The organism is Trinickia acidisoli (assembly GCF_017315725.1).
GTDB classification, from domain to species: domain Bacteria; phylum Pseudomonadota; class Gammaproteobacteria; order Burkholderiales; family Burkholderiaceae; genus Trinickia; species Trinickia acidisoli.
This window is the reverse complement of sequence record NZ_JAFLRG010000002.1, coordinates 162936-183471: the sequence shown is the minus strand read 5'-3', so window position 1 is coordinate 183471 and position 20536 is coordinate 162936. Positions and strand designations below refer to the sequence as shown.

Genomic DNA, 20536 nt, shown 5'->3' with positions numbered 1-20536 from the left:
TGTAGTACCGGGGCATGCCCTTCCTCTGCTGCGAGAGGAAGTGAGCCGAAGCGGCGGTGACTTGCCGACACTGGCAAGGTGACGTAGTCCGTAGGAAACGGGGCTTGCGGCGAAGCGGATACGCCAAGATGAGTCTCTAGGCTGAGCATGGGACGGTTGAGGAACACGAACCTGTTAAACCGCATCTGAGGGTTGAAATGTCACCCCTGTCTACACCGCTTAACAGGCAGGGCGCGAACTGTCACCGGCCACATCCAAAGGCTGGCGACACGACTGCTGAGTGGACATGTATGCCAGACAGCACGGAATCACGGGGAGCGCGCAGCTAGAACGCGATGTTCGCGACGACTTGCGGCAAGCAAGGATAAAGACTGCGACAGGCAACCTCGCCCATGCGATGAGTCCAGCATGTGAACTGGGGAAGGTCTGCACGGATGCCAAGGGAGTGTGCCCCCGATGACGTGCAGGCTGGCGGAGCTTCCGTAGTAGTCCGAGGTCGGGAAAGCCGATCACATGGCGAAGGGAGGCAGTTGAAGTGGTTTGCTTGGTTAATTAACTGACCGTAGAGAGGTGAAGACCTTTGATAATCAGTGAAATGCAAAGCAAACTGGCGACTTGGTCGACGGAGAATAAAGAGCGCAAGTTCGATCGACTCCTGCGACTGATTGCCGACAGGGACTGGCTGAGTGAAGCGGCTCGTATTACGCTGGTCTCCAGCGGTGCCCGCACGCCGGGCGTGGATGGCGTCGACAAGCACATGCTGGAAGCGAATCTCCAGCATGAACTGGCGACGATACGCGAAGAGCTGTTGGCGGGCTCGTATAGTCCGCTGCCCGCACGACGCGTGTATATACCGAAAGCGAACGGCAAGCTCAGACCACTCGGCATTCCGAGCCTACGGGATCGGATCGTGCAACGGGCTATGCTGATGGCGATGGAACCGATATGGGAGAGTGATTTCCATCCGGCTTCACATGGCTTCAGGCCTGCCCGAAGCGTGCATCACGCGATTCGCACGGTGAAACTTCAGTTGCAGGATGGTGGTGAACAAAGTGTCGCCGGACGCTGGGTCATCGAGGGCGACCTCGCCAGCTACTTCGATACCGTTCACCATCGTTTGCTTCTGAAGGGAATCCGCAAGCGAATCGCCGACCAGCGCTTCCTTGCCCTGCTCTGGAGGTTCATCAAGGCAGGCTGCGTTGATCGCGATCTGTTTCGAGCCGCGAGTGAAGGCGTTCCTCAGGGCGGTGTCATCTCGCCGCTTCTATCCAACATCATGCTGCACGAATTCGATGCGTGGATGGAAAGGAACTATCTAAGCAAGAAGGTGCGGAAGGATCGGTGGGCGTGGAACTTCGCGATTCTCAAGCAGCGTCCGATTGCTGTTCGAGAAAACCGGCAGTGGAAACCAGCTATCGCCTACTGTCGGTATGCAGATGACTTCGTGATCGTGGTCAAGGGAACTCGTGAACATGCAGAGGCAGTGCGTGAAGCATGCCGTGAGTTCCTCGAAGGCGAACTGAAGCTCACGCTGAATATGGAGAAGACCCATATCACACACGTGAACGACGGCTTCGTCTTCCTCGGTCACCGCATCATCCGCAAGCGCGGACCACGTGGCCGCATGCGGCCGGTGACGACCATTCCGTGGGAGAAGTATCGGGGCTTTGCCGAGCGGTTAGTCAAACAACTGTCGGGCAACTACGGCATGAACCGGATGGACTTGATGGAAAAGCCTGAATCGGCAGATCGCTGGCTGGGCTGCCTTCTACCAATACACCGACTTCACGGCCACCATGTTCAGCAAACTAGATCGCACGATCTTCTGGAAATTCGGACATTGGCTCGCGCGAAGGTATCGGCGCAGATTCACGTCGCTGATGCGAGACTACATCCGGGCACCAGAGCCGGGACAGGCAACGACATGGGTGCTGCAAGGCCAAAACAGTCGAGGTTGGTATGGGGCGGTGGCGCTTCGGCGTCTCGTTACCAGTCGGAAGGGTCAATTCAGGTGGCGTACGCCGTCGGAAAATCCGTACATCATGCGCGATGAGACCCGGAACACCATCGAGTCGCGCTATCCCGATGTCGCCTTTGCTATGAGCAACGCTTGAACGGAGAGCCGGATGCGCTGAGAGGTGCAAGTCCGGTTCGGGGAGGAGAGGCCGGGAGATAGTTCGACTACGCCCTGCCTCTTACTCCACTGCCTGCGGCGATCAAGGGCAAGTATTACTACTGGTACATGGTGCTGGACGTGTTCAGCCGCAAGATCGTCGGCCACGAAGTGCACGAGGCCGAATCGGCTGAGCTTGCCGCGTTGCTCATGCGGCGCACGAGCTTGGCCGAGGGCTTGGCGGGACAACCGCTGGTGCTGCATTCGGACAACGGCAGCGCGATGAAGGGCGCGACGATGCTCGCCACGTTGGAAAACCTGGGCGTGGTGGCTTCGTTCAGTCGACCGCGCGTGAGTAACGAGTCGGCCCTGCAAAATTCAGTGCGCCCAGCGATGGGATGTTTGGCGCCAGCGCTCGGCCCACAGCGTGAAGGATTTGTGGGAGCCGCGTGATTGGCGTTTCGTGAACTTCTCGGTGCCGAGCAAAGCGGCGAGCGCATAAAAGGCCTTCAGGCCCAAACGAGCAATGGCTCGCAGCAACCAACGCAGGTTGTAGCCGGCCGCGCACAGCACGGCATGCACGGCGTCGCCCGTTTGCCCCTTGAGCCAGCAGCGGCGCATGCCGTGATCGTGCTTCACGTGCCCGATGATCGGTTCGATGGCCTGCCTGCGTTTTAACCAGCGCCGTTGCCTGTTCGAAAGCGTCTTGCTCTTGCCGCGATGGACCAGTTGCACCGGTGCAATGTCGGCGTCCACGCCGCGATAGCCCAGATCGGTCAGCACCGTCTTCACGCGCGGTGTACCTTGCGCCTCTTGCAGCAGGATCGAAGTCTGTTCCAATTGTTCGGCCAGCACGTGCCCGTCATACGGATTGCCCGGGAACGCCCGCGCGCCGACGATCAAGCCATGCCGCTCGGTGATCGCCAAGCTGACCTTGATGCCGAACTCATACGGCTGTCGTGCTTTGCCTTTGCCAATGCACTCTGCTTCCGGCGCGTGCAAGGCGTACAGCTTGTTCTTATCCTTTGGGCGTTGACGGCAGATTCGCCACGCCCGCTCCAGCCAAACCCGCAATGACGTTTGTCGTTCGTGCGAGAGTTCGGACATCTTGCGTTCGATGTCGCGTAACACGCGGCCCAGCACGGTACGCTGGCGTTTGAGCACTCGACGAAGGCGCTTGAACTGCTTGGCATGTGCGTAGCCGCCAGCGCGCCGGCGCAGCCGCTTGCCTTCACGCTGATACGTTTGCTTGAGCACCAAACCCGCGCGCTGCGCCAGGCACACCAGTTTGATCCGAGCCACCTCGAGCAACCGGCTGTCGGTCGGATAGGCGATCGCCTTCTCTTGAACCGTGCTGTCGACGATCACCCGCTCGAATTCGGCCGGGGTGATCGCCTTCATTTGCGTCGCCGCGGCAATCGTCGTCGCCAGCAACTCCTCGACACCGGCCTCGCCCAAGGCTTGCCGAAAGCGAACGAGGTTGGTCGGATCGCAGGGCATGCGCGCTTGAAAGTACTCCTCGCCGCAGAAGAATTGGAAGTACACGTCTTGCGCCCAGCGCTCGCACACCGAGTCGTCGCTCTCGTTGTACGCATGCTTCAGGTACAGCAGCCCCGCCATCAAGCGAATCGGCAATCGAGGGCGGCCTGCCGCGCTCGGGCCGCTGCCAGCCAGTACCGCCGTCGCGCCGAACAGATCCGAGCCTTCCAGGACACGACCTTCACGAGCACGGCGCTCAAACATAGGCGCGAGCGCCGCTTCTATGGATGCCCACGGCATGCGCGTGGCCAACACCGCCAGGGGGTGACGAAGGTCGATCATCGTGTCCAGTCGGCTGCGGAAAAAGTCGGGCGTGCTCATCGGCGTAGCTCGCAAACTCCCAGAAAACCAATCAGATCAAAATCGATTCTGGGAGTTCGCTAAATCGTGATCTTCCTCCAACGCCCTGCTGCGCTTGCCTCGCCTACCTTATGCAGGGCCGACTAACGACAACCCGTACGCCGAGGCGCTGTTCCGCACCTGCAAGTACCGGCCCGACTACCCGCGCAAAGCATTCGCGAGCCTCGACGCTGCGCGTGCTTGGACGCAGCAGTTCGTGCGTTGGTACAACCACGAGCACAAGCACAGCGCCCTGAAATTCGTCACGCCGGCGCAGCGTCATAACGGCGTCGCCACCGCCGTGTTGGCGCAACGCGATGCCGTCTACGCGCAGGCCAAGGCGAGCAACCCGCACCGTTGGTCTCGCTCGACTCGCAATTGGGAATTGAAGGACGAGGTCTGGCTCAATCCGGAGCGTACGCCCCGAGCTGAACTAAAGCAGTGCGCGTGAAGCGACGCGACAACTACGTTGACAAACACCGAAAGCGGCGGTGTAAGGGCTCGCCGGATATACGCCTCTAATGCCTAGGCGATCTCTTCTTTCCGCGCCCCAACCAATGCACGGCCGCCCTCCAGTTCGGAAGGTACGTAACCGCGGTGTGCGACAGCGTATGTCACGACCCGCGCCTCGTAACTGGCCAGTTGTCTCTGGCAGACCGTTTCGATTGACCTGCCCGGACCCAGATCAAATCGAGCGGCTGGACTGTGCCGAAACAAATGGTCTTTCCACGACCGGCCGAAGTAGTTGACGATCTACAGGGCAACCGCCCGACACCCCGACGCGAGCAGTAAACAGCGATCCGTGACCGTACGGAACGTGTATGGGCCAGTGATGCAGAGTCTTGGCGAGCCGAATTCCCGGATCGCCAGCGATCAGATCATTGCATATGGGGTTGCCCAGAAAGCCGGATTCGATGCGCAAACACCAGGCTTTGTACGTGTGGTTCAGAACGCACGCACGATTTCCGCGATACCGTGAAAATGATCGAAGCCGCACTGGCAAAGCGATTAATTATCTGCCTCGAGTGTAATGCCCAACTGAACCATGCCTCGCGTCCCCAACCCATATGGGGGACCCCATCGAACATTAGCCGGTAATAATTATGTCAACACCCCCCGATTTACCATTACTACCAGGCCATGCAGCGTATGCGCGTGGTCTAGAGTGCCTGCGGGCAGGGCAGCCGCACGAGGCGGCGGCGCAGTTTCATACTGCGCGCGAGGCATACGCGGCTACCTCCGAGCAAACTATGCATGTGCGCATGGCAGATGGCTACAAGCACTACGCACTCGGACTAGATGTGTTGCAAAAAAAGAAGCCGTTGCACGCCGCAGAGGACCACTTTCGCTGGGCGGAATCTTCATTTGCGAACGTTAGTCATTTAGGCCGCCGCGGCAAAGAGGTGCCTAAGAACATTTGTGCCGAAGCGGCTGCGCGGGCGCACATGTCGCGTGGCTACACATGGCTCACACGTAGCGACATCGCTTTGGGAAAACAGGAGTTTGGTACGCAAGCAGCGTGTCGCGAAGAAGCGGTCAAATACTGGGCCAGAGCCGCACAAGTGCGACACGCGCCTCCTGAGCTATGCGACGCAGCCCGGGCACTAATCGATCAGACAAACGCCCAGGTTCGCCCAGCTGCCGCAGCCGTAGGCGTCGCCGGTATAGCACCACCTCCGGGTACCGATGCCCATCATGGGCCCGAAGAAACCGCTGCATCCCCTGATGGGCCACCGCACGTGCCTGATGCCGAGGTGCAGAGGGGTCTGACAGCACTCACACAAGGGGACCATCTTTACGTAGTCGCAAACTTCCGCGACGCGGTACAGCACTATCACTGTGCACACGAGACTTTTGAAGCCATTGCTGCCGCGCAGCATCTGCCGCTACCGCAGCGTACCGAGGCCCAAGGGTATACTTCGCTCGCACTGGCCTGTAGAGAGCACGCGCTAGGAATCTATAACTTGACCGAAGGGAGGTGGGCTAATGCGTTGGTGCACTTTCATACTGCTCACTTTGCCTGTAAAAATGTCATTGAAACGCCGGATATCCCACCGGCAGTCCATTGCAGAGCGGCTGACCAGCAGCGCGAAGCAAACTGCCTGTGGAGCGTGGCGAGGCACTTGCGCAGACAGGCGGAGCGCCCGCGCGCAGCATCGGGGCCGGAATATTCCACTACTGATCAGCTACAAACAGATTTGTCGACGACGGGTCCACTCCATGATACTGAACATCACGCTAAGAGACGTCGATTAGTACCCCCTGCGCCAGGATCAGCGCCACGTCCTTTGCCCCCACTGAGCGATGCGCTTAGACAATGTGGTGTACCTGCCGCGCCTCAAGCAGATCCAACAGAAATTGGTGCCCTCGATGCGCTGTACGAAGCGGGCGCCGCCGTAGATGTGAAGGACGCGGAAGGAAACACCGCCCTGCACCGAGCCGCAGCCGCCGACAATGAAGTCGAGGTCAGGGATCTACTCGCCGCGGACGCTGACGTGGACGTGCAGAACCAAAGAGGAGAGACCCCCCTGCACATCGCGGCAGCGAAGGGCATGCATGATGTAGTCGTTCTGTTGCTCTCGTGCGAGCCCGATCTGGGCGCGAAAAATCAAGCAGGGCTTACCGCTCTGGACATAGCAACGGCGTGTGGGCATAGCGAGGTGATCCGATCGCTGCAAGAGGCTCAGCAGAAGCTAGCGGTTCCCCCTTCTCCCCCACGCGCGGCGACACCGTTGCCGGCAGCGCCCGGGGCAAAAAGGTGACGCGTTCTGACATCTGCAGAGATTCCAATGGACTGTTAAGCCATACCCGTGATTGATACACATAGGATGATGTTGTGGGCCGAGCCCCGAAAGAATGCCCAATCTTCGGGGCGGCTGATATGCGAATTCTCCGCCCGGTTGTTCAACCCCTTGTGTTGTTGCTAGTGCAACTCATCGAGGCATACCATGCGCTGCGCGGCTTCATCGCCGAGATCAGCGGCAAGAAACACCTGATCGGCCGCACCGACCTCGAGATCGCAATCAGCAACGAGTACGGCCGCCTGTGAGCTACGCATAGTCTATGCGCAGCGTCCGTATCGCTATCTTGGCGCGGCGCCCCCCCAAGCACCACAAGCCACATCAGGCATCGGTGGACTGGACGTAAGTGTTGCAGTGCGAGACTTGCATCCAATGGGAATGGCGTCGGCGATATCTGGCGCCGCTTTCGACATGGTTTTGCGGAACACCTGCATACAACGGGTGTCTCTGTTTCCTCAGAGCGACGAGAGATGATGTATGCCATTTAATGTTCAAGGTGGCCTTAGGCTACGCGGTCGCATGGGGTTCCTAGGGAAACACTGATTTATTCGACTCGACGGTCATCGCATCGGCCGCCGAGGACGTTGTAGAAAGAGGCACGCGGAACGGATCCCTGAACATGAAGCGACAGATCGGTTTTGCAGAAGCGGAAAGCCGTGGCGCGAAGCGCGTAACCAAGCGGCAACGCTTTCTGGCGGAGATGGACAAGCTTGTCCCATGGCCACGTTTGCTGTCGGCGATCGAGCCGTACTACCCGAAGGGCAAGCGAGGCCGACCGCCGATTGGCTTGGAACGTATGCTGAGGATCTACTTCCTGCAACAGTGGTACGGGCTGTCGGACGAAGGGTTGGAAGACGCGCTGTACGACAGCATTGCGATGCGTGCGTTTGCCGGCATCGATCTGGCGGTCGAGGACGTGCCGGATGCGACGACGCTGTTGAAGTTCCGCCGCCTGCTGGTCGAGCATGACTTGACGCGCAAGCTGTTCGACGAGATCGGCATTTCGCTGTGCGAACGCGGGTTGCTGATGAAGGAAGGCACCTTGGTGGATGCGACGATTATTGAGGCGCCACCGTCGACCAAGAATGCCGAGAACAGCCGTGATCCTGAGATGCATCAAACGAAGAAGGGCAATCAGTGGCACTTCGGCATGAAAGCGCACATCGGCGTCGATGCCGACTCGGGTCTGGTGCACAGCCTGGTGGGTACATCGGCCAACGTAACGGACGTATCGCAAGCGCACGCTCTGTTGCACGGGCACGAGCGGGAAGCGTTTGGTGATGCTGGCTACACGGGCGTTGAAAAGCGCGACGAGATGCGCGGCAAAGCGGTGCAATGGCGCGTGGCTGTCAAGCGCGGAAAGATTAAGGCAATGCGAGACGGGGCGCTGAAGGATTTGCTGATCCAGGTGGAGCGAACCAAAGCGCAAATTCGCGCCCGGGTCGAGCATCCGTTTCATGTCGTCAAGAATTTGTTCCGCCACCGCAAGGTCCGCTATAAAGGCCTAGCCAAGAACACGGCGCAACTGTTCAGCCTCTTCGCCTTGGCCAATCTGGTGATCGCAAAGAGCCAGTTGAACTCGATACATGGGCAAAGTCCGTCATGTGTATGAAAAACGCGAGCGATCGGCCCGCATTCGAGCAAAACTCAGCCCGATCGCAACGAAATTCGTTCGCCGTTCTGACACTTGCAAACTGACTCGTGCAAAACGCCGCCGGCGAACTCATTGATCAGCGTTTCCCTAGAAATTCAGGTACCTGGGGACACTCACGACTGTGCCCCGTTGGCCATCGGCATTGCCTTGGCAGCAGACAAAAGAGGTATCGGCACCCCCGCGCATCCGATCATCAGCGTAGCCGACTTGGGCGCGCTTGCTGCGATCGCGCGCACTCAGGTTGATCCGATCCGGTGTGAGGCAATGCTCGGTAGAAACCTTCGGGAACCAGGGTTTACGGTCATTGGCGAAGCGCGGACCGATTTGCACAGCCGCGCCCTGGATGGGCGCGGCGCACCATTCGGCGAGCGGGAATTGGCCGACTTTGCCCTGAGCAGAGAAAAGTCGGGCCAGCCGATCCGCGTTACGGTCGTCCAGCACGATTTGCCCTTTCGTTCTTATGGTCCGAAAGCGGGTCCGAACGTGCCCGAAATCTTTTTGCGCTATACACCGCCGGGACCCAGCGACCCAGACGGAGTCGGACATTACGGCGTTTGGGTCTCTGTAGCGCCTGCTGCGCTGGATGAGGCCTGCGGGCAACAGGCCGTGACATTGGAAGAGCCGGCCCCAGCACCAACGCCGGTTGGCATGAGTGCAGCGGCTGGATCAGCGCCGCCAGCAGGGAGTGGAGTGTCACCGGCCGCGGGTCCGCGTGATCGGACGTCAGCAGTCGGCGATAAGTTGGAGCCAGCGCAGTTTCGGGGTCTCGCATGGGAATACCTGCATTGTCAGGGCTATTCGTCACTTGGAAACCTCATCCAGGGGCAAAGCCATCTTTTTGCGTCGCTTGATGCAACCTTACCTCAATGGATGCGCCAGCAGCTATTGACCATGCCGCCCGAGGCTCGGCAGAACGCATGGTTGCTTTGGAATGCCATCAACCGCGTGTGCCCAGGAGCCGTAACCAGTGATGAACTGCGGCAAATGGTGAATCGGTTTGGCACCGATCCAATGTTGGCTGCGGCTGCGCCGATGCAACAGGTCGGCGCGCTGTATGCCCCTGGCGGGAGCAAGCTACGGCAGGTGCTGGGCCCTTCTTCTCGAACGGTCCAGCACCCGGAAGCTGTTCGAATGCCTCCCGGGGCGCCCGTCCAGTTCACGAGTGTGCCCGGATTGGCCGCTGTTGTACATACCGTGGCTTCTCCGGCCACCCGAAGGGGCCCGCGTCCTGTTGCAACTCCGGTCGTTTTTCTAGCGAGGCCTGCACCAATGTCAAGAGACCATACGACAGCTTTGGGGTTACGTGGCGGAGTTCCCGCAAGGACTGCGCCAATACCAGGTGATTGTGCTGCATCACGAATGCCGCACGCTTCGCCACCAAACAGATGACTCCTCAACGTTCGACGATGGGGAACACCGACCAACTGGTCGCTGAATTGCACTACCGGACCACCTACGATCGCAACCGACTGCCGACGAACAATCCGTACCACGCCCCGATTGCGACGACGGCGATGTACCTGCGCGGTGACGTCAATTACCCCAACCCGAACCGGAAGGCGTCCATATAAGCGACAACTATGGCGAGCTGAACAGCGGCAACTAACCCCGCCGACCGGCGGTCATCGTAATTGACAACCCACAGAAAACAGTTCGGCAATCGGTATGGCATGCGTTGATGACGCGCGAGTATGCTTGTCGACCCAGCTCGGGGAATGTCCGCACACTCGCTCGAAAATTGCTGAGGAACTCTATCCTATGTCGCCCCCGATCCCTACTGCCTCGTCACCATACACATTTTATCGGTATATCCACGGCGAGTATTCCGATGATGTACCGCAGTTGCGTCTTGCGCTTTCTTCGGCTCAGTGTCCGGCCGTGCAGCGGACTTATTATGCTGGGCCATTTAGTTTCCAGCAACAGACATGCTCCGCTTTTTATCGAGTTTATCCTCCCCTAGACGTGAGCAGTCAATACGATGCGCGTCAATTTGGTTGCGTACAGGCGGCGCCATTGCTTTCTACTGGGTTCGGTGCGTCCAGCGCCGCACCTGGCGGTTGTTCGGCCGTGGCAGCGGTAGCACATCCCTCCGTCAGCGGGACTCCGGTATTGGCTGCGCCGCTTGCTGGCGAAAGACTCGCACGGAAAGTGCCAGCGGGAGTTGATCCCGTCGAATATAGCGCCTGGCTTCTCGAGGGCCGCTTTGGAGAATATGTTCCCGGTGACGAGCAGCCGACATTGATTCCACCAACCGATAAATTGCAGTGTTCGCGTGCCACACGTCACCCTTCACCGGCACGTCGGGATACTGGCGTTACTCCTGCAGCGCCGATGTGCGCTCCCCGCTGGCCTGCAGGGCATCCCGTCGGCCCACCCCCTGGCGACAGCCGGGGGCCGACTGTATCGTTAGCTGTCACCTTCCGGCATAAAGGAGCCGGGTATTTCCGGCATATAGGCGCCAGCAGAAGTGGGTAGAAACGAGCATCTTTGTGGTTCAAGAATGGGCCGTTTAGCTGCTGTTTGCAAGGTTCAAGTGCTGCTGCGGAAGGTGGCGCGGGCTGCGGTAAGAGTGCCCGTCGAGCACGAGGCAGTAGGCGTTGTGACGCAGGCGGTCGAGGGTGGCTGAGGCGAGCAAGCGATTGGCTGGGAAGGCCTGATCCCATTCGGTCAGATCGAGGTTGCTGGTGACGATGGTGGACGCAGCCTCGTAACGCTCGGCGATCAGCTCGTGCAGATCCTCGTCAGCAGGCGGACGAAGCGGTTTGAGCCCGAAGTCATCGATGATCAGCAGTTCGACGCGCGTTAAGCTGGCGAGCCGGCGCTCGTAGGCGCCGGTGGCACGGGCGGCATTCAAGCTTGTGGTCAGCTGGGTGCAGGTGGTGAACAGTACGTCGACGCCTTGACGCACGGCACAGTGTCCCAGGGCCTGCGCCAAGTGGCTTTTACCCGTACCGCAAGGCCCGACGATGAGCACCGGCGCGTGTTCGCCGAGGTAACGACCGCCGGCCAGATCGTGCACGAGTGCACGGTTCAATTGCGGCAACCGATCGAAGTCGAATTGCTCCAGTGTCTTGCTGGTGCGGAAGGCTGCGCGGCGCATGCGTAGCGCGAACTTCTTCTGTTCACGCCGAGCGACTTCGTCTTCGATCAGCAGCGCGAGGAAGTCGACGTAAGAGAGCTTGGCATCGATGGCTTGGCGATTGCGCGCTTCGAGCGAGTCGAGGATGCCGGACAGGCGCAATTGCTTCAGATGCGGGGTCAAGGCTGGCATGGGTTGCATGGCCATCTCCAGGGTTAATGACGCACGTCGGCGTCGGGGGCAAACAGAGATTGAGCGTCGCGGGCGAAACGCGCGCTGGGTGCGTGGACGTGTTCGCTCGAATCGCTGAGGGGATGCCGATCGAAGCCGCCGACGAGGATCGTCTTGACGGTCCGATAGAACGGACTGGCGTGTGCCAGCGCGCGAGCGCACGCCGCTTCCAGGCGCAAGGCACCGTAGGGTTGTTGCAGACGCATGACGCCTTGTGCGGCGCGTAGGCGCTCGAGGATGTGATCGGCCAGCAGCAGGTCGATCAGCTCAGCGCAGGCGGGACCGACGCGTTTGGCTTGTTCGAGGCACCACTGCCGATCGTGAGCGAGAAACGCACGCGCCTCGGGCGGCAGATGATCGCGCACGGTGAGTCGATCGCCGGGACGACGAGCTCGTACATGCGAGGCGACGAGTCGGTAATCGTCGTAGATGGCGATTGAGGCGTCGGTCGCACGCAGCCACAACTGCTTGCCGACCAACACGAACGGCACGGAATACAACATCCGCTGATGGGCGACGTGACAGTCTCGATGAACGGACACCTTGTGCCAGGTACCCAGGTCGGGTGCGACGGCGGGCAGTTCGCGCATCAGTGGCCGTTCGACCTCGAACAATTCGAGGGGCACCTTGCGCGTTGTACCGTGGATGCGACGCCCTGCTTCGTGCATGACCCAATGGCGAGCCTGCTGGTTCAGATCGGTGAAGTCGCGGAACTGGCGCAGCGGCAAGAAGTTGCCCTTCACGTATTTGACGCTGGCTTCTACGATGCCCTTCTTGGGCGGATCGGCTGGCGGGCACGGATCGATCCGGAAACCGTATCCTTCTGCGCATTCGGCGTAGGCGCGCTGCACGACAGGGTCATAGGTGCAGGCCCGCGTGATAGCGCACTTGGGGTTGTCGATGATCACGCGCGTGGGTACGCCACCGAACCATTCGAAGGCGCGACGATGGCAGCCCAGCCACGTCGCCACGGTCTGGTCCCAGACGAACTCGACGTACTGATGTCGTGAGAAGGCAAGCGTCATCACGAACGCCCACGTGCGCCTGAACACGCCATCGGCGTCGGGCAGCATCGGACCGGCACCGAAATCGACTTGCGCGGCTTCGCCGGGCGCGAAGCTCAGCGGCACGGTCGCGTCGGGCGGACGATCGGCGTTGATCGAAACGATCATGCGATAAACCGACGAATAACTGCCGGTGTAGCCGTGCTCACGCCGCAACGCCGCCAGAATGGCCGTACCGGGCACTTGCTGCTCGATCCATGAGGCGATCAATGCGCAGTGGACCTCGAGCCCTGAGACAGTCGAGCTTGCCTTGTGTGGCGGACCTAGCGCGGCGGCGATCTCGGCGTCATCCGGTAACGGCGCATCGGGTTTGAGCCAGCCGCGTTGTTCGGCCAACTCTCGCAGCGCGGCGAGCTTACGCCGGCCCATGTAGCGACAGCGTGCCAGTTCGCGCTCGGAATCCCCGTTGCGCATGCGCACGAGAACCTGTCGATATTGATGCATCTCGATTCTCCGTCGGCCCATCGCAGCCTCCCTTGGGGGATCACGCCTCACAAGGTAAGCCCGCAATGAGCATCACGATCGAGATGCTCGGTTCCTTCCCTGGCTCCTATATGCCGAAAACGCCCCGGCTCCTTTATGCCGGAAGCCCAGTGGCTCCTATATGGCGGAAGATGACATTAGCGCCCGGTGCGAGAGCATGCGCGGAGTCGAAGGGTCGTCGTGTAACATTCGCAGACGAGCACCCTCCACTACTTGTCGCTAGATCCCAGGCTCCTGGAGCACAAAAGTACGTCGTAAAACCATGCACGTCTGTGCATGGCGATCAAGGGGGCTTGACAGCCCTTTCGGAGCCCCCATGGTGGAAATATCTGCGATGGACCTGCTATGGGGCCAGGAAAACGGCTAGCGATCCCGTACCGTTAGCCTCGGGGGTGTTGGCGATGCAAATGGGTGCGGCGAGGAATCCGATTTCGCAACCGAGTTCGGGGTTGACGGGCGTGGCTCATAGGTGAAATAGTCCACGAGAATCGAACCGCAGGGGTATTGCCAGGGTGGCGGATAAATAGGACATGAAGAAAACTTCTGTCTCTGTACTGCCTCCGGCTGAGGCACGGATTTTGTTCAAGGGTTACCGGTTTCCGCCAGACGTGATCACCCACGCGGTATGGCGGTATTACCGTTTCCCGCTGATCCTGAGCATGGTCGAGGAAATGCAGGCGACCCGCGGCATTGATTAGGTACGAGACAGTGCGTTGCTGGGCCACGAAGTTTGGCCTGAGCATCGACAAGCGTATCCGTTCGACGTCATCGGGAGGTGCGACAAGTGGCACCGTGATGAAGTGGTCGTGACTATCAACGGCAAGAAACACTGACTGTGGCGGGCGCTCGACCAGCATGGCGCGGTGCTCGATGTGCTGGTGCCAAGCCGTCGCGACAAGACGGCGGCCAAACGACTGATGCGCAAGCTGCTCAACGGCATGGCCGCCTACGCGTGATCGTGACCGACAAGCTGCGCAGCTATGCAACGGCAAAACGAGCTGGAGCAGCGACAGCACAAGGGGCTGAACAACCGGGCGGAGAATTCGCATCAGCCGACCCGAGCGCGTGAGAAGATCATGCGGCGCTTCAAATCAGCGCGGCAGTTGCAACGATTCGCTTCGGTCCATGGACCGATTTCGAATCTGTTCATGGGCTGCCGCTGCAACCGAAGTGCGAAGTAACGCAAAAAACGTGGATTTTGAACCACGCCACGCAGTCCTTCACCTCACTGAAACCTAACGGGTCATGCAACGTGATTACAAAAACGTCGTGACGCTCGCGCTCACGAGGAGTTCCTTGTAGCAATCGCCCTGCGCCACGGAACAGGGCGATTGCATTTGGGACGACGTCGGTGCGCAAGGCGACAAGGGCTCGATTTCAGGGTGTGCGAATCGGCTTCAGGCCGAGCACGGTCATGCGGTAATCCTCGTCCCAATCGGCGCGCTTGACACGGCTTCGCACGCTCAGCCTAGGGAAGGTTTTATCCAGTTTGAGCAGGTTCAGTGCGAAACGGCGCAGCGTCGCGAAGTTGTGTGCCGCATGGTCGCAACGCACCCGACAGGCATCTTCACGAAACGTCACATCCAGGCTCCAGTGCAAGAAATTTTCGATGTGCCAATGCTCACGTACGCAGCGGGCGAATTCGTGAACGCCGCATGGCGCCGACGTGATGAAGGTAAGCGCTAAATCTGCCACACGTCGTGAGATCTGACGTTACCGGGCAACATGTTTCGAATCGATAGTTACCGGGTAACGAAGGAGGTGCAAGATGGCGCAAACGACGGCACAGCGGCAAGCGGCTTATCGGGCAAGACGCGAGACGGCAGGCAAGGACGGCAATGGTGATCGACGTCTGGATATGTGGATGAGCACGGAAGCGTATCTTGCTTTGACGCGGTTAGCTCGCCGTTACTCGGTAACGAAGCGCCAGATGCTGGAACGGTTGATCGTGCGGGCAGACGACGCGATCGTGCGCCGACTCGATCCCGATTCGCAGCAGTGGGACCAATACTTCGGCCCAGTGCGATAGCGATTGAAGTTACCCGGTAACGACTTGCTGTCGAGCGAAATTGAACGGTAGCAGGTCGCTAATATCGGCGTCCGGCGCACGCTGCGGCAATTCCGTCAGCACGTGCCGCAGATAGGCGTGAGGATCAACGCCACAGGCTCGACACGTGAGCATCAGGCTGTAGACCATCGCGCTCGCTTTTGCGCCGTCGACCGTATCGCTAAAGAGCCACGACCGGCGGTTATAGAAGCCCTTCTATAATGTGAGCTATCCACAGGTCTTAGTTATGGAAGGCTTGGATGAATTAGGCATGCTGCATGGGTGGCAATGATGTCGCGCCCTCGCATTTGCGGGGAGACGGCATCAATGCCGAATGTGTTCTCGGCGACGTGACCGATAGCGAACTATCCATAACTACAGCGCTTGCAGAAAGCGAAGAAGATCATCCTTGGGTCGATATCGAAGTGGCTTGCTCGACGGTGATTGGAGTGCCTTCAGTGCCCGGTCCTTCATTTGCAGATCGGCTTCGACATAGCGATGCGTAGTGACAGGGCTCTCGTGACCGAGCCACAACGCGATGACCGTAATATCAACGCCAGATTGCAGCATATGCATCGCGACGGAATGTCGAAACAGGTGTGGAAAGACGCGGTGCCGCGCAAGTTCGGGAAACTGTCGCGAGGCGCCCTGAACTGCAAGCTTAAGCCGCTCGGTGAAGCCGATGCGCGTAAGCGAAGCGCCGGCCCGCCCGGGAAATAACGGCTCCTCGGATGTTCGGGGATATTGCCGAAGCCAACGCTTGAGTTCTCTCGCGGTGTCGGGCCATAGCGGGACAGAACGCTCCTTGCGACCTTTGCCGTGAATGAGCACCCATGTAGTGGGCCCAAGCATGAGGTCGGACACACGCATACCGATCAGCTCAGAAACGCGGGCTCCGGTGTTGTAAAGCATAGCCAGCATGACGTGGTCGCGTTGCCCCGTCCAGGTGCTAACATCGGGAGCGGCAAGGATAGCCTCAATGTGCTCGCGAGACAGAAATCCGACGAGCGGTTGCTCGAATCGCTTCATGGGAATCGCAAGTACGGATTGTGCCAAGGACAGGGCCGACGGCTCTGCGAACGAAACGTACTCCATGAACGATCGAATGGCGGCGAACCTGGCATTCCGGCTACGAATTGAATTGTGTCGGTCCTGTTCGAGGTATTTAAGGAACTCGAGGATGAATGGCGCATTCAGTTCCTCGACGGTGATATCGCTGGGCCGCTTGTGTAAGCGTTGATGCGCGAAAGCCAGCAGCAGTCGGAAACTGTCACGGTAGGCCGCCACAGTGCATGGGCTTGCGTGTCGTTGCTGAAGCAAACGTTCCGTGAAGAATTTCTGCAACAGGACTGGAAAGGACTGCGCTGCTGATATGTTCATGATGAACCTCCGCGATGGCGCACAAAGCGTTGGGCTGCGATTGCCAGGAGCTCGGGCGAGGCTGTTTCGTACCAGTACGTGTCGGTGACTTTGGCATGCCCGAGGTAAGTCGACAGCGCAAGAATGTTGCGATCGACGTCCACCCCTTGCGCGTACCAATCCTGCAATCGATGGCAGACGAACGAATGTCGCAGATCATGTATCCGCGGTGCGGGATGGTCGCCGCGAGCGCGCCACTTCAATGCGGTGCGCAGGATCTTGAACGCGTACTCGACGCTTCTTGTTGAAGCTGGTCGACCGTAGTCGAACACAAAGAAAGCATTCGTGTTGGCAGTTGAAGAATCGCGGTCGCGTTTGCAGGCATATCGTCGCATCGCTGATGCAGTCGTAGGGTGTATCGGCACCCACCGTGATTTGCCAAACTTAGCACTCCGGATATGCAGAAGCCGCTTCTCGAAATCTACATCCGAACGGGTTAACCCCGTCGCTTCCGAGATACGCAGTCCGGTCGCAGCGATCAGTCCGAAAATCGTCCTGCAGCTCGCACTGCGCAGACCACCGGGTGGATAGAGACCGTCGCAGGCTGCCAGCAGATCCACGACTTCATCATCGGTGAAAATATGCGGTGCCAGTCGATGATGGGCACGCCCGAACAGATATCGCGGCGGGATCTCTGTTGCCGGATCGAATTGCCGGCAGTACGCGGCAAAGGGGCGAAGCACCTCGATTCTGCGGGCCGCCGTTGACCGCCGTCCGGTGCCGGAGTTGCCGGCCCACTGAGCGGCGAGTTGTATCGTCAGCCCACCGTTGTGGCCGATCCGTTCGGCAAAGCGCGCGAATTCCCTGAGTTGATTGCCCACGATCCGGAGATCAAATCCGGCTCGACGACGGACGTTGAGGTAAGCGTCGATCCAGTTGGAAAAAGATGTGTGCGCGCTCATGATCGCTTCCCTGGCCATGGAAGCGCCACGCGACGAAGGGCTGGAAGGTTGACCTTCGCATAAATCGTCGTGGTATCGAGAGAACGATGGCGCAACAGATCGCCGATCTCCTTGAATGGAACGCCGCCTTGCACCATCCGGCAAGCCATGGTGTGCCGGAAAATATGGGTGCCGCGCACACGTTGCTGCAAACCGCAACGCGCAGCGGCATAACGAACTGCGTTACGGACAATATCCAGATTGGCTGCGGCATCAAGCGGTGGTCGATGGCGAACAAATACCTCGCGCCGTGCAGTGTTTGGACGCCCACGCTGCAGGTACTCGGAGATCGCGTTGCCGGTCAGTCTTGGAAGCGGGACGATGTCGATCCGTTTGCCCTTGCCGTGTATCGTCAATGTTCCATCTCGCCAGTCGATATCATCGAGACTCAGACGTGCCACTTCCGCGCGCCGCAAGCCAAGATCTAGAAGACAGCGCGTCATGGCGTAATCGCGCATGCCGGTAGCACTGCTACGATCGAACGCCTTGAGCAGTTGCCTGACTTCGACAGACGAGAGGACCTCGGGCAATCCGGAGAGACGCCATTGCGCAACCCTCGGCAGCGCTGCGATGAGCGTTTCGGTTGGCGTTCCCCGGCTGCTCTTGAATAACAAGTAGCTCCGTAGCGAGATACCGATACCCTTGATCGTCGCTGGAGCAAGTCCGTTCGTTCGGCGCATAACAAAACGTACAATATCGCCCGGGGTCAACCTCGAAATCTGTACGGGCCCCGCACCGAAACGATCGACAAGAAACTCGTGGGCCTGCCGTACTCGAACTGTGCATGTGCTGTCGGACAGACCGCGAACCTCTGCCAGATGGCGCTTGAATTCTGCGAGCTCTGTGCCGATAGGCGTCAACACGTTGAGAGTCAAATGCTCCGGTTGCGCGCCGTCGAGCATCGCGAAGAAGTGCTTCAAACCGGCGCGAACATCGGCGCTTGTGTGCCGACAGCGAGACGCGCATTGGCAATGCGGCAGGTGCCGCTCGAGAAACTGGACGATCGTCGGCTTGCTAACATCGCAAAGATTGATGTCGCGCTGCGTCATCCAATGAATGAAGTGGGCGACACACCTGAAGTAGCATTCCACTGTCTCCCGGGCATAACCACGATCGATCAGGTATTGAACGTAAGCGTCTGCATGCGTTCGCAACGCAGCGCCTTCGAACCAATGCTCGCAGAGCAGATGGCCGGGTCTGATGCGTGTGTATTTGGGCATGGTAGCTCTCCTCGAAAAAACACAGAACAGCATGAGGAAAGTACCGCAAATTATGGAAGGTAACGACGGCTCCCGGAAGAGATGGGCCCTGAAAAAGCGGGACGTTTGAAGCCACGTCGCCATGACCTTCCATAACCAAGACCTGTGGATAGTTTCGTCCGGTCACAAAGGGCCTGATGTCGCGCTCGATGACGTTATTGTCGATTGCAAACCGGCCGTCCTCTACGTAGCGACTCAGATACGGCCATTGCCTGAGACAGTAGCCGATCGCCTCGCCCAGCAGGCTCTTGGGCAGAACCTTTGGCGCGAGTTCGTCGAGCCAGGTTTTGAAGGCGTTTAGCAACGGCACGCTGTGCTGCTGGCGCAGGCGATACCGGTAGTCGGCCAGCGTCTCGCCTTCGGGTAAGCTCTGTTTGGCGAGCGTCTCAACCTGGTACAGCGCCTGGAAGAATTCGAGCGCCTTCGTGATGCGGGGGCTCGGTTTGTTCTTCTGCCCTTTGAGCGCGTCCGTAAATAGGCGACGTCCATGCGCAAGGCATCCGAGATGCGTGGCCGATTTGACCGTCCGCCACGCCGGCCAACCGTCCGTCATCAGCGTGCCGGCGTACTCTCCAAGGAACTCCTTCGGGTACTGCTGGCCACGCCCCGGCTGGTACTCGAACAGCACCACCGGCTGCTCGCTATCCTCCGCGCTTCGGTAGACCCACATGTATGACTTGTCCCGCGCGTTCCGGCCCGTTTCCTTCAGAACCTGGACGGTGGTCTCGTCGCCGTGGATCAGCCACTGGCTGAGCAGAATCTTCTTGAGCGCCTCGAACAGGCGCGTGTAGTGAAGCCCGGCGGGGCGGATGATCCAGTTCGCCAGGGTGCCGCGGCCGACCGCGATGTTCGAGCGCGCGAGCACGTCTTCCATTCGGTACAGCGGCGTGCCGTCGACATACTTGCCGGCCGTGACGGCGGCGATCATTGATGGACTCGCGTGACTGCCCGGCAAGGGCTGCGCCGGCATCGGCGCGACCACGATCGGTGTGTGCGTGCCGTGACGCTCGCAGTGCCGACACGCGTACTTGAAACGCGCGTGCTGCAGCACCGAGACCTTGACCTGCATGTGCAACTGTTCGCTGATTTCCTCGCCCATCCGATGCATTGCTTTGCTGCAGCACGGGCAGATCTTCTGGTCCTCGGGCAGGTCGTACTCGATTCGCTCGCGCGGCAGGTCCGCGGGCAGCGGTTTGCGGCCACGCTTGCGCGGTTCAGGCTGGCCGGGTTCCGGCAACCCGGTATCGGGCAACGTCAGCGGCTCGCCGTCGTCCTCCTCGGCCGGCTCAGCGTGGGCTGCCTCTTCGGCCTCGTTGAACACGCGGTCGCGGCGCTTCTCGCTCTTGGGCGCGTACTGTCGGGCCAACGCGAGACGATATTGCTCCTCAAGCGCATCCAGGCGCCGGGTCAATTCGTCGATCCTGGCGTCACGCTCGGCAATGACCTGCGCATCGGCCGCCACCCGCTCCTCCAGCTTGTGGATATAGGCCTTGGCGGTGCGCGGAAGTCGGGGGAGATTGGGAGGGGACATGCGCTCAACGATAGCGAATCGCAGAGCCAAATAGGT

At 59.6% G+C, this 20536-nt stretch carries 15 protein-coding genes and 6 pseudogenes; 11 read left to right on the top strand and 10 right to left on the bottom strand.

What is annotated here, in order from left to right; all coding sequences use genetic code 11:
- Positions 1-595: 595 nt before the first annotated feature.
- The 3 genes and pseudogenes from J3485_RS29665 to J3485_RS19410 form a co-directional block, all read left to right on the top strand.
- Positions 596-1537: pseudogene (locus tag J3485_RS29665) on the top strand (reverse transcriptase domain-containing protein); the annotation flags it as partial.
- 199 nt (positions 1538-1736) lie between these two features.
- The gene (locus J3485_RS29660) at positions 1737-2114 is read left to right on the top strand and encodes a group II intron maturase-specific domain-containing protein (protein ID WP_242538992.1); all 378 of its coding nucleotides are present in this window, start codon (positions 1737-1739) and stop codon (positions 2112-2114) included.
- An 80-nt stretch (positions 2115-2194) separates the two neighbouring features.
- Positions 2195-2497, top strand: a pseudogene (locus tag J3485_RS19410) (DDE-type integrase/transposase/recombinase); the annotation flags it as partial.
- On the opposite strand, the gene J3485_RS19405 reads toward J3485_RS19410, so the two are convergent.
- Positions 2492-3973, bottom strand: a complete 1482-nt coding sequence (locus J3485_RS19405; protein ID WP_242538851.1) for an IS5 family transposase — start codon at positions 3971-3973, stop codon at positions 2492-2494. The pseudogene J3485_RS19410 and the gene J3485_RS19405 overlap by 6 nt on opposite strands.
- Before the next feature lie 121 nt (positions 3974-4094).
- Here J3485_RS19405 and J3485_RS19400 point away from each other — a divergent pair.
- From J3485_RS19400 to J3485_RS19385, 4 genes and pseudogenes are all read left to right on the top strand, one after another.
- A pseudogene (locus tag J3485_RS19400) lies at positions 4095-4442 on the top strand (integrase core domain-containing protein); the annotation flags it as partial.
- Positions 4443-5094: 652 nt separating this feature from the next.
- A complete protein-coding gene (locus J3485_RS29575) occupies positions 5095-6753 on the top strand; it encodes an ankyrin repeat domain-containing protein (RefSeq protein WP_374192450.1) in 1659 nt (552 codons plus the stop codon).
- A 119-nt stretch (positions 6754-6872) separates the two neighbouring features.
- Complete coding sequence (locus J3485_RS19390) at positions 6873-7040, top strand: hypothetical protein (protein WP_206955982.1); 168 nt, start codon at positions 6873-6875, stop codon at positions 7038-7040.
- Positions 7041-7411: 371 nt separating this feature from the next.
- On the top strand, positions 7412-8404 hold the full coding sequence (locus J3485_RS19385) for an IS5 family transposase (protein WP_206952492.1): 993 nt from the start codon (positions 7412-7414) through the stop codon (positions 8402-8404).
- A gap of 129 nt (positions 8405-8533) precedes the next feature.
- On the opposite strand, the gene J3485_RS19380 is transcribed toward J3485_RS19385, so the two are convergent.
- A complete protein-coding gene (locus J3485_RS19380; RefSeq protein ID WP_206955981.1) occupies positions 8534-8887 on the bottom strand; it encodes a hypothetical protein in 354 nt (117 codons plus the stop codon).
- A gap of 965 nt (positions 8888-9852) precedes the next feature.
- Here J3485_RS19380 and J3485_RS19375 point away from each other — a divergent pair.
- A complete protein-coding gene (locus J3485_RS19375; protein ID WP_206955980.1) occupies positions 9853-10017 on the top strand; it encodes a hypothetical protein in 165 nt (54 codons plus the stop codon).
- A gap of 938 nt (positions 10018-10955) precedes the next feature.
- Here the strand turns inward: J3485_RS19375 and istB are convergent.
- Positions 10956-11726, bottom strand: a complete 771-nt coding sequence (gene istB / locus J3485_RS19370; RefSeq protein WP_206955933.1) for an IS21-like element helper ATPase IstB — start codon at positions 11724-11726, stop codon at positions 10956-10958.
- A gap of 14 nt (positions 11727-11740) precedes the next feature.
- Positions 11741-13264 carry an IS21 family transposase gene (istA, locus tag J3485_RS19365; RefSeq protein WP_206955932.1) on the bottom strand — a complete coding sequence of 508 codons (1524 nt, stop codon included), beginning with the start codon at positions 13262-13264 and terminating at the stop codon, positions 11741-11743.
- 569 nt (positions 13265-13833) lie between these two features.
- Here istA and J3485_RS29005 point away from each other — a divergent pair.
- Both J3485_RS29005 and J3485_RS29000 read left to right on the top strand, forming a co-directional pair.
- Positions 13834-14001 carry a hypothetical protein gene (locus J3485_RS29005; RefSeq protein WP_242538850.1) on the top strand — a complete coding sequence of 56 codons (168 nt, stop codon included), beginning with the start codon at positions 13834-13836 and terminating at the stop codon, positions 13999-14001.
- Positions 14002-14136: 135 nt separating this feature from the next.
- Positions 14137-14484, top strand: a pseudogene (locus J3485_RS29000) (DDE-type integrase/transposase/recombinase).
- A 196-nt stretch (positions 14485-14680) separates the two neighbouring features.
- Here J3485_RS29000 and J3485_RS19355 read toward each other — a convergent pair.
- Complete coding sequence (locus J3485_RS19355) at positions 14681-14998, bottom strand: ISAs1 family transposase (protein WP_206955979.1); 318 nt, start codon at positions 14996-14998, stop codon at positions 14681-14683.
- 73 nt (positions 14999-15071) lie between these two features.
- Here J3485_RS19355 and J3485_RS19350 point away from each other — a divergent pair, with 73 nt between their 5' ends.
- Positions 15072-15332, top strand: coding sequence for a hypothetical protein (locus tag J3485_RS19350; RefSeq protein ID WP_206955968.1), 261 nt, complete (start codon positions 15072-15074; stop codon positions 15330-15332).
- Between the two features lie 9 nt (positions 15333-15341).
- Here J3485_RS19350 and J3485_RS19345 read toward each other — a convergent pair.
- From J3485_RS19345 to tnpC, 5 genes and pseudogenes are all read right to left on the bottom strand, one after another.
- Positions 15342-15551 (bottom strand): annotated as a pseudogene (locus J3485_RS19345) (transposase domain-containing protein); the annotation flags it as partial.
- A 174-nt stretch (positions 15552-15725) separates the two neighbouring features.
- A complete protein-coding gene (locus J3485_RS19340; protein WP_206951284.1) occupies positions 15726-16730 on the bottom strand; it encodes a tyrosine-type recombinase/integrase in 1005 nt (334 codons plus the stop codon).
- Positions 16727-17671, bottom strand: coding sequence for a tyrosine-type recombinase/integrase (locus tag J3485_RS19335; RefSeq protein ID WP_242538472.1), 945 nt, complete (start codon positions 17669-17671; stop codon positions 16727-16729). The genes J3485_RS19340 and J3485_RS19335 overlap by 4 nt, the downstream gene beginning before the upstream one ends.
- On the bottom strand, positions 17668-18930 hold the full coding sequence (locus tag J3485_RS19330; RefSeq protein WP_206951286.1) for a site-specific integrase: 1263 nt from the start codon (positions 18928-18930) through the stop codon (positions 17668-17670). Before J3485_RS19330 ends, J3485_RS19335 begins: the two co-directional genes overlap by 4 nt.
- A 154-nt stretch (positions 18931-19084) precedes the next feature.
- Positions 19085-20500: pseudogene (gene tnpC, locus J3485_RS19325) on the bottom strand (IS66 family transposase); the annotation flags it as partial.
- Between the last annotated feature and the right edge of the window lie 36 nt (positions 20501-20536).

Excerpts from the sequence above, each read along its gene's own strand:
- istA (WP_206955932.1), bottom strand. The coding sequence starts at position 13,264 with ATGCATCAATATCGACAGGTTCTCGTGCGCATGCGCAACGGGGATTCC.
- J3485_RS19390 (WP_206955982.1), top strand. The coding sequence starts at position 6,873 with ATGCGAATTCTCCGCCCGGTTGTTCAACCCCTTGTGTTGTTGCTAGTG.
- J3485_RS19350 (WP_206955968.1), top strand. The coding sequence starts at position 15,072 with ATGGCGCAAACGACGGCACAGCGGCAAGCGGCTTATCGGGCAAGACGC.
- J3485_RS19375 (WP_206955980.1), top strand. The coding sequence starts at position 9,853 with ATGGGGAACACCGACCAACTGGTCGCTGAATTGCACTACCGGACCACC.
- istB (WP_206955933.1), bottom strand. The coding sequence starts at position 11,726 with ATGCAACCCATGCCAGCCTTGACCCCGCATCTGAAGCAATTGCGCCTG.
- J3485_RS19385 (WP_206952492.1), top strand. The coding sequence starts at position 7,412 with ATGAAGCGACAGATCGGTTTTGCAGAAGCGGAAAGCCGTGGCGCGAAG.
- J3485_RS19335 (WP_242538472.1), bottom strand. The coding sequence starts at position 17,671 with ATGAGCGCGCACACATCTTTTTCCAACTGGATCGACGCTTACCTCAAC.
- J3485_RS19340 (WP_206951284.1), bottom strand. The coding sequence starts at position 16,730 with ATGAACATATCAGCAGCGCAGTCCTTTCCAGTCCTGTTGCAGAAATTC.
- J3485_RS29005 (WP_242538850.1), top strand. The coding sequence starts at position 13,834 with ATGAAGAAAACTTCTGTCTCTGTACTGCCTCCGGCTGAGGCACGGATT.
- J3485_RS19330 (WP_206951286.1), bottom strand. The coding sequence starts at position 18,930 with ATGCCCAAATACACACGCATCAGACCCGGCCATCTGCTCTGCGAGCAT.
- J3485_RS29575 (WP_374192450.1), top strand. The coding sequence starts at position 5,095 with ATGTCAACACCCCCCGATTTACCATTACTACCAGGCCATGCAGCGTAT.
- J3485_RS19405 (WP_242538851.1), bottom strand. The coding sequence starts at position 3,973 with ATGAGCACGCCCGACTTTTTCCGCAGCCGACTGGACACGATGATCGAC.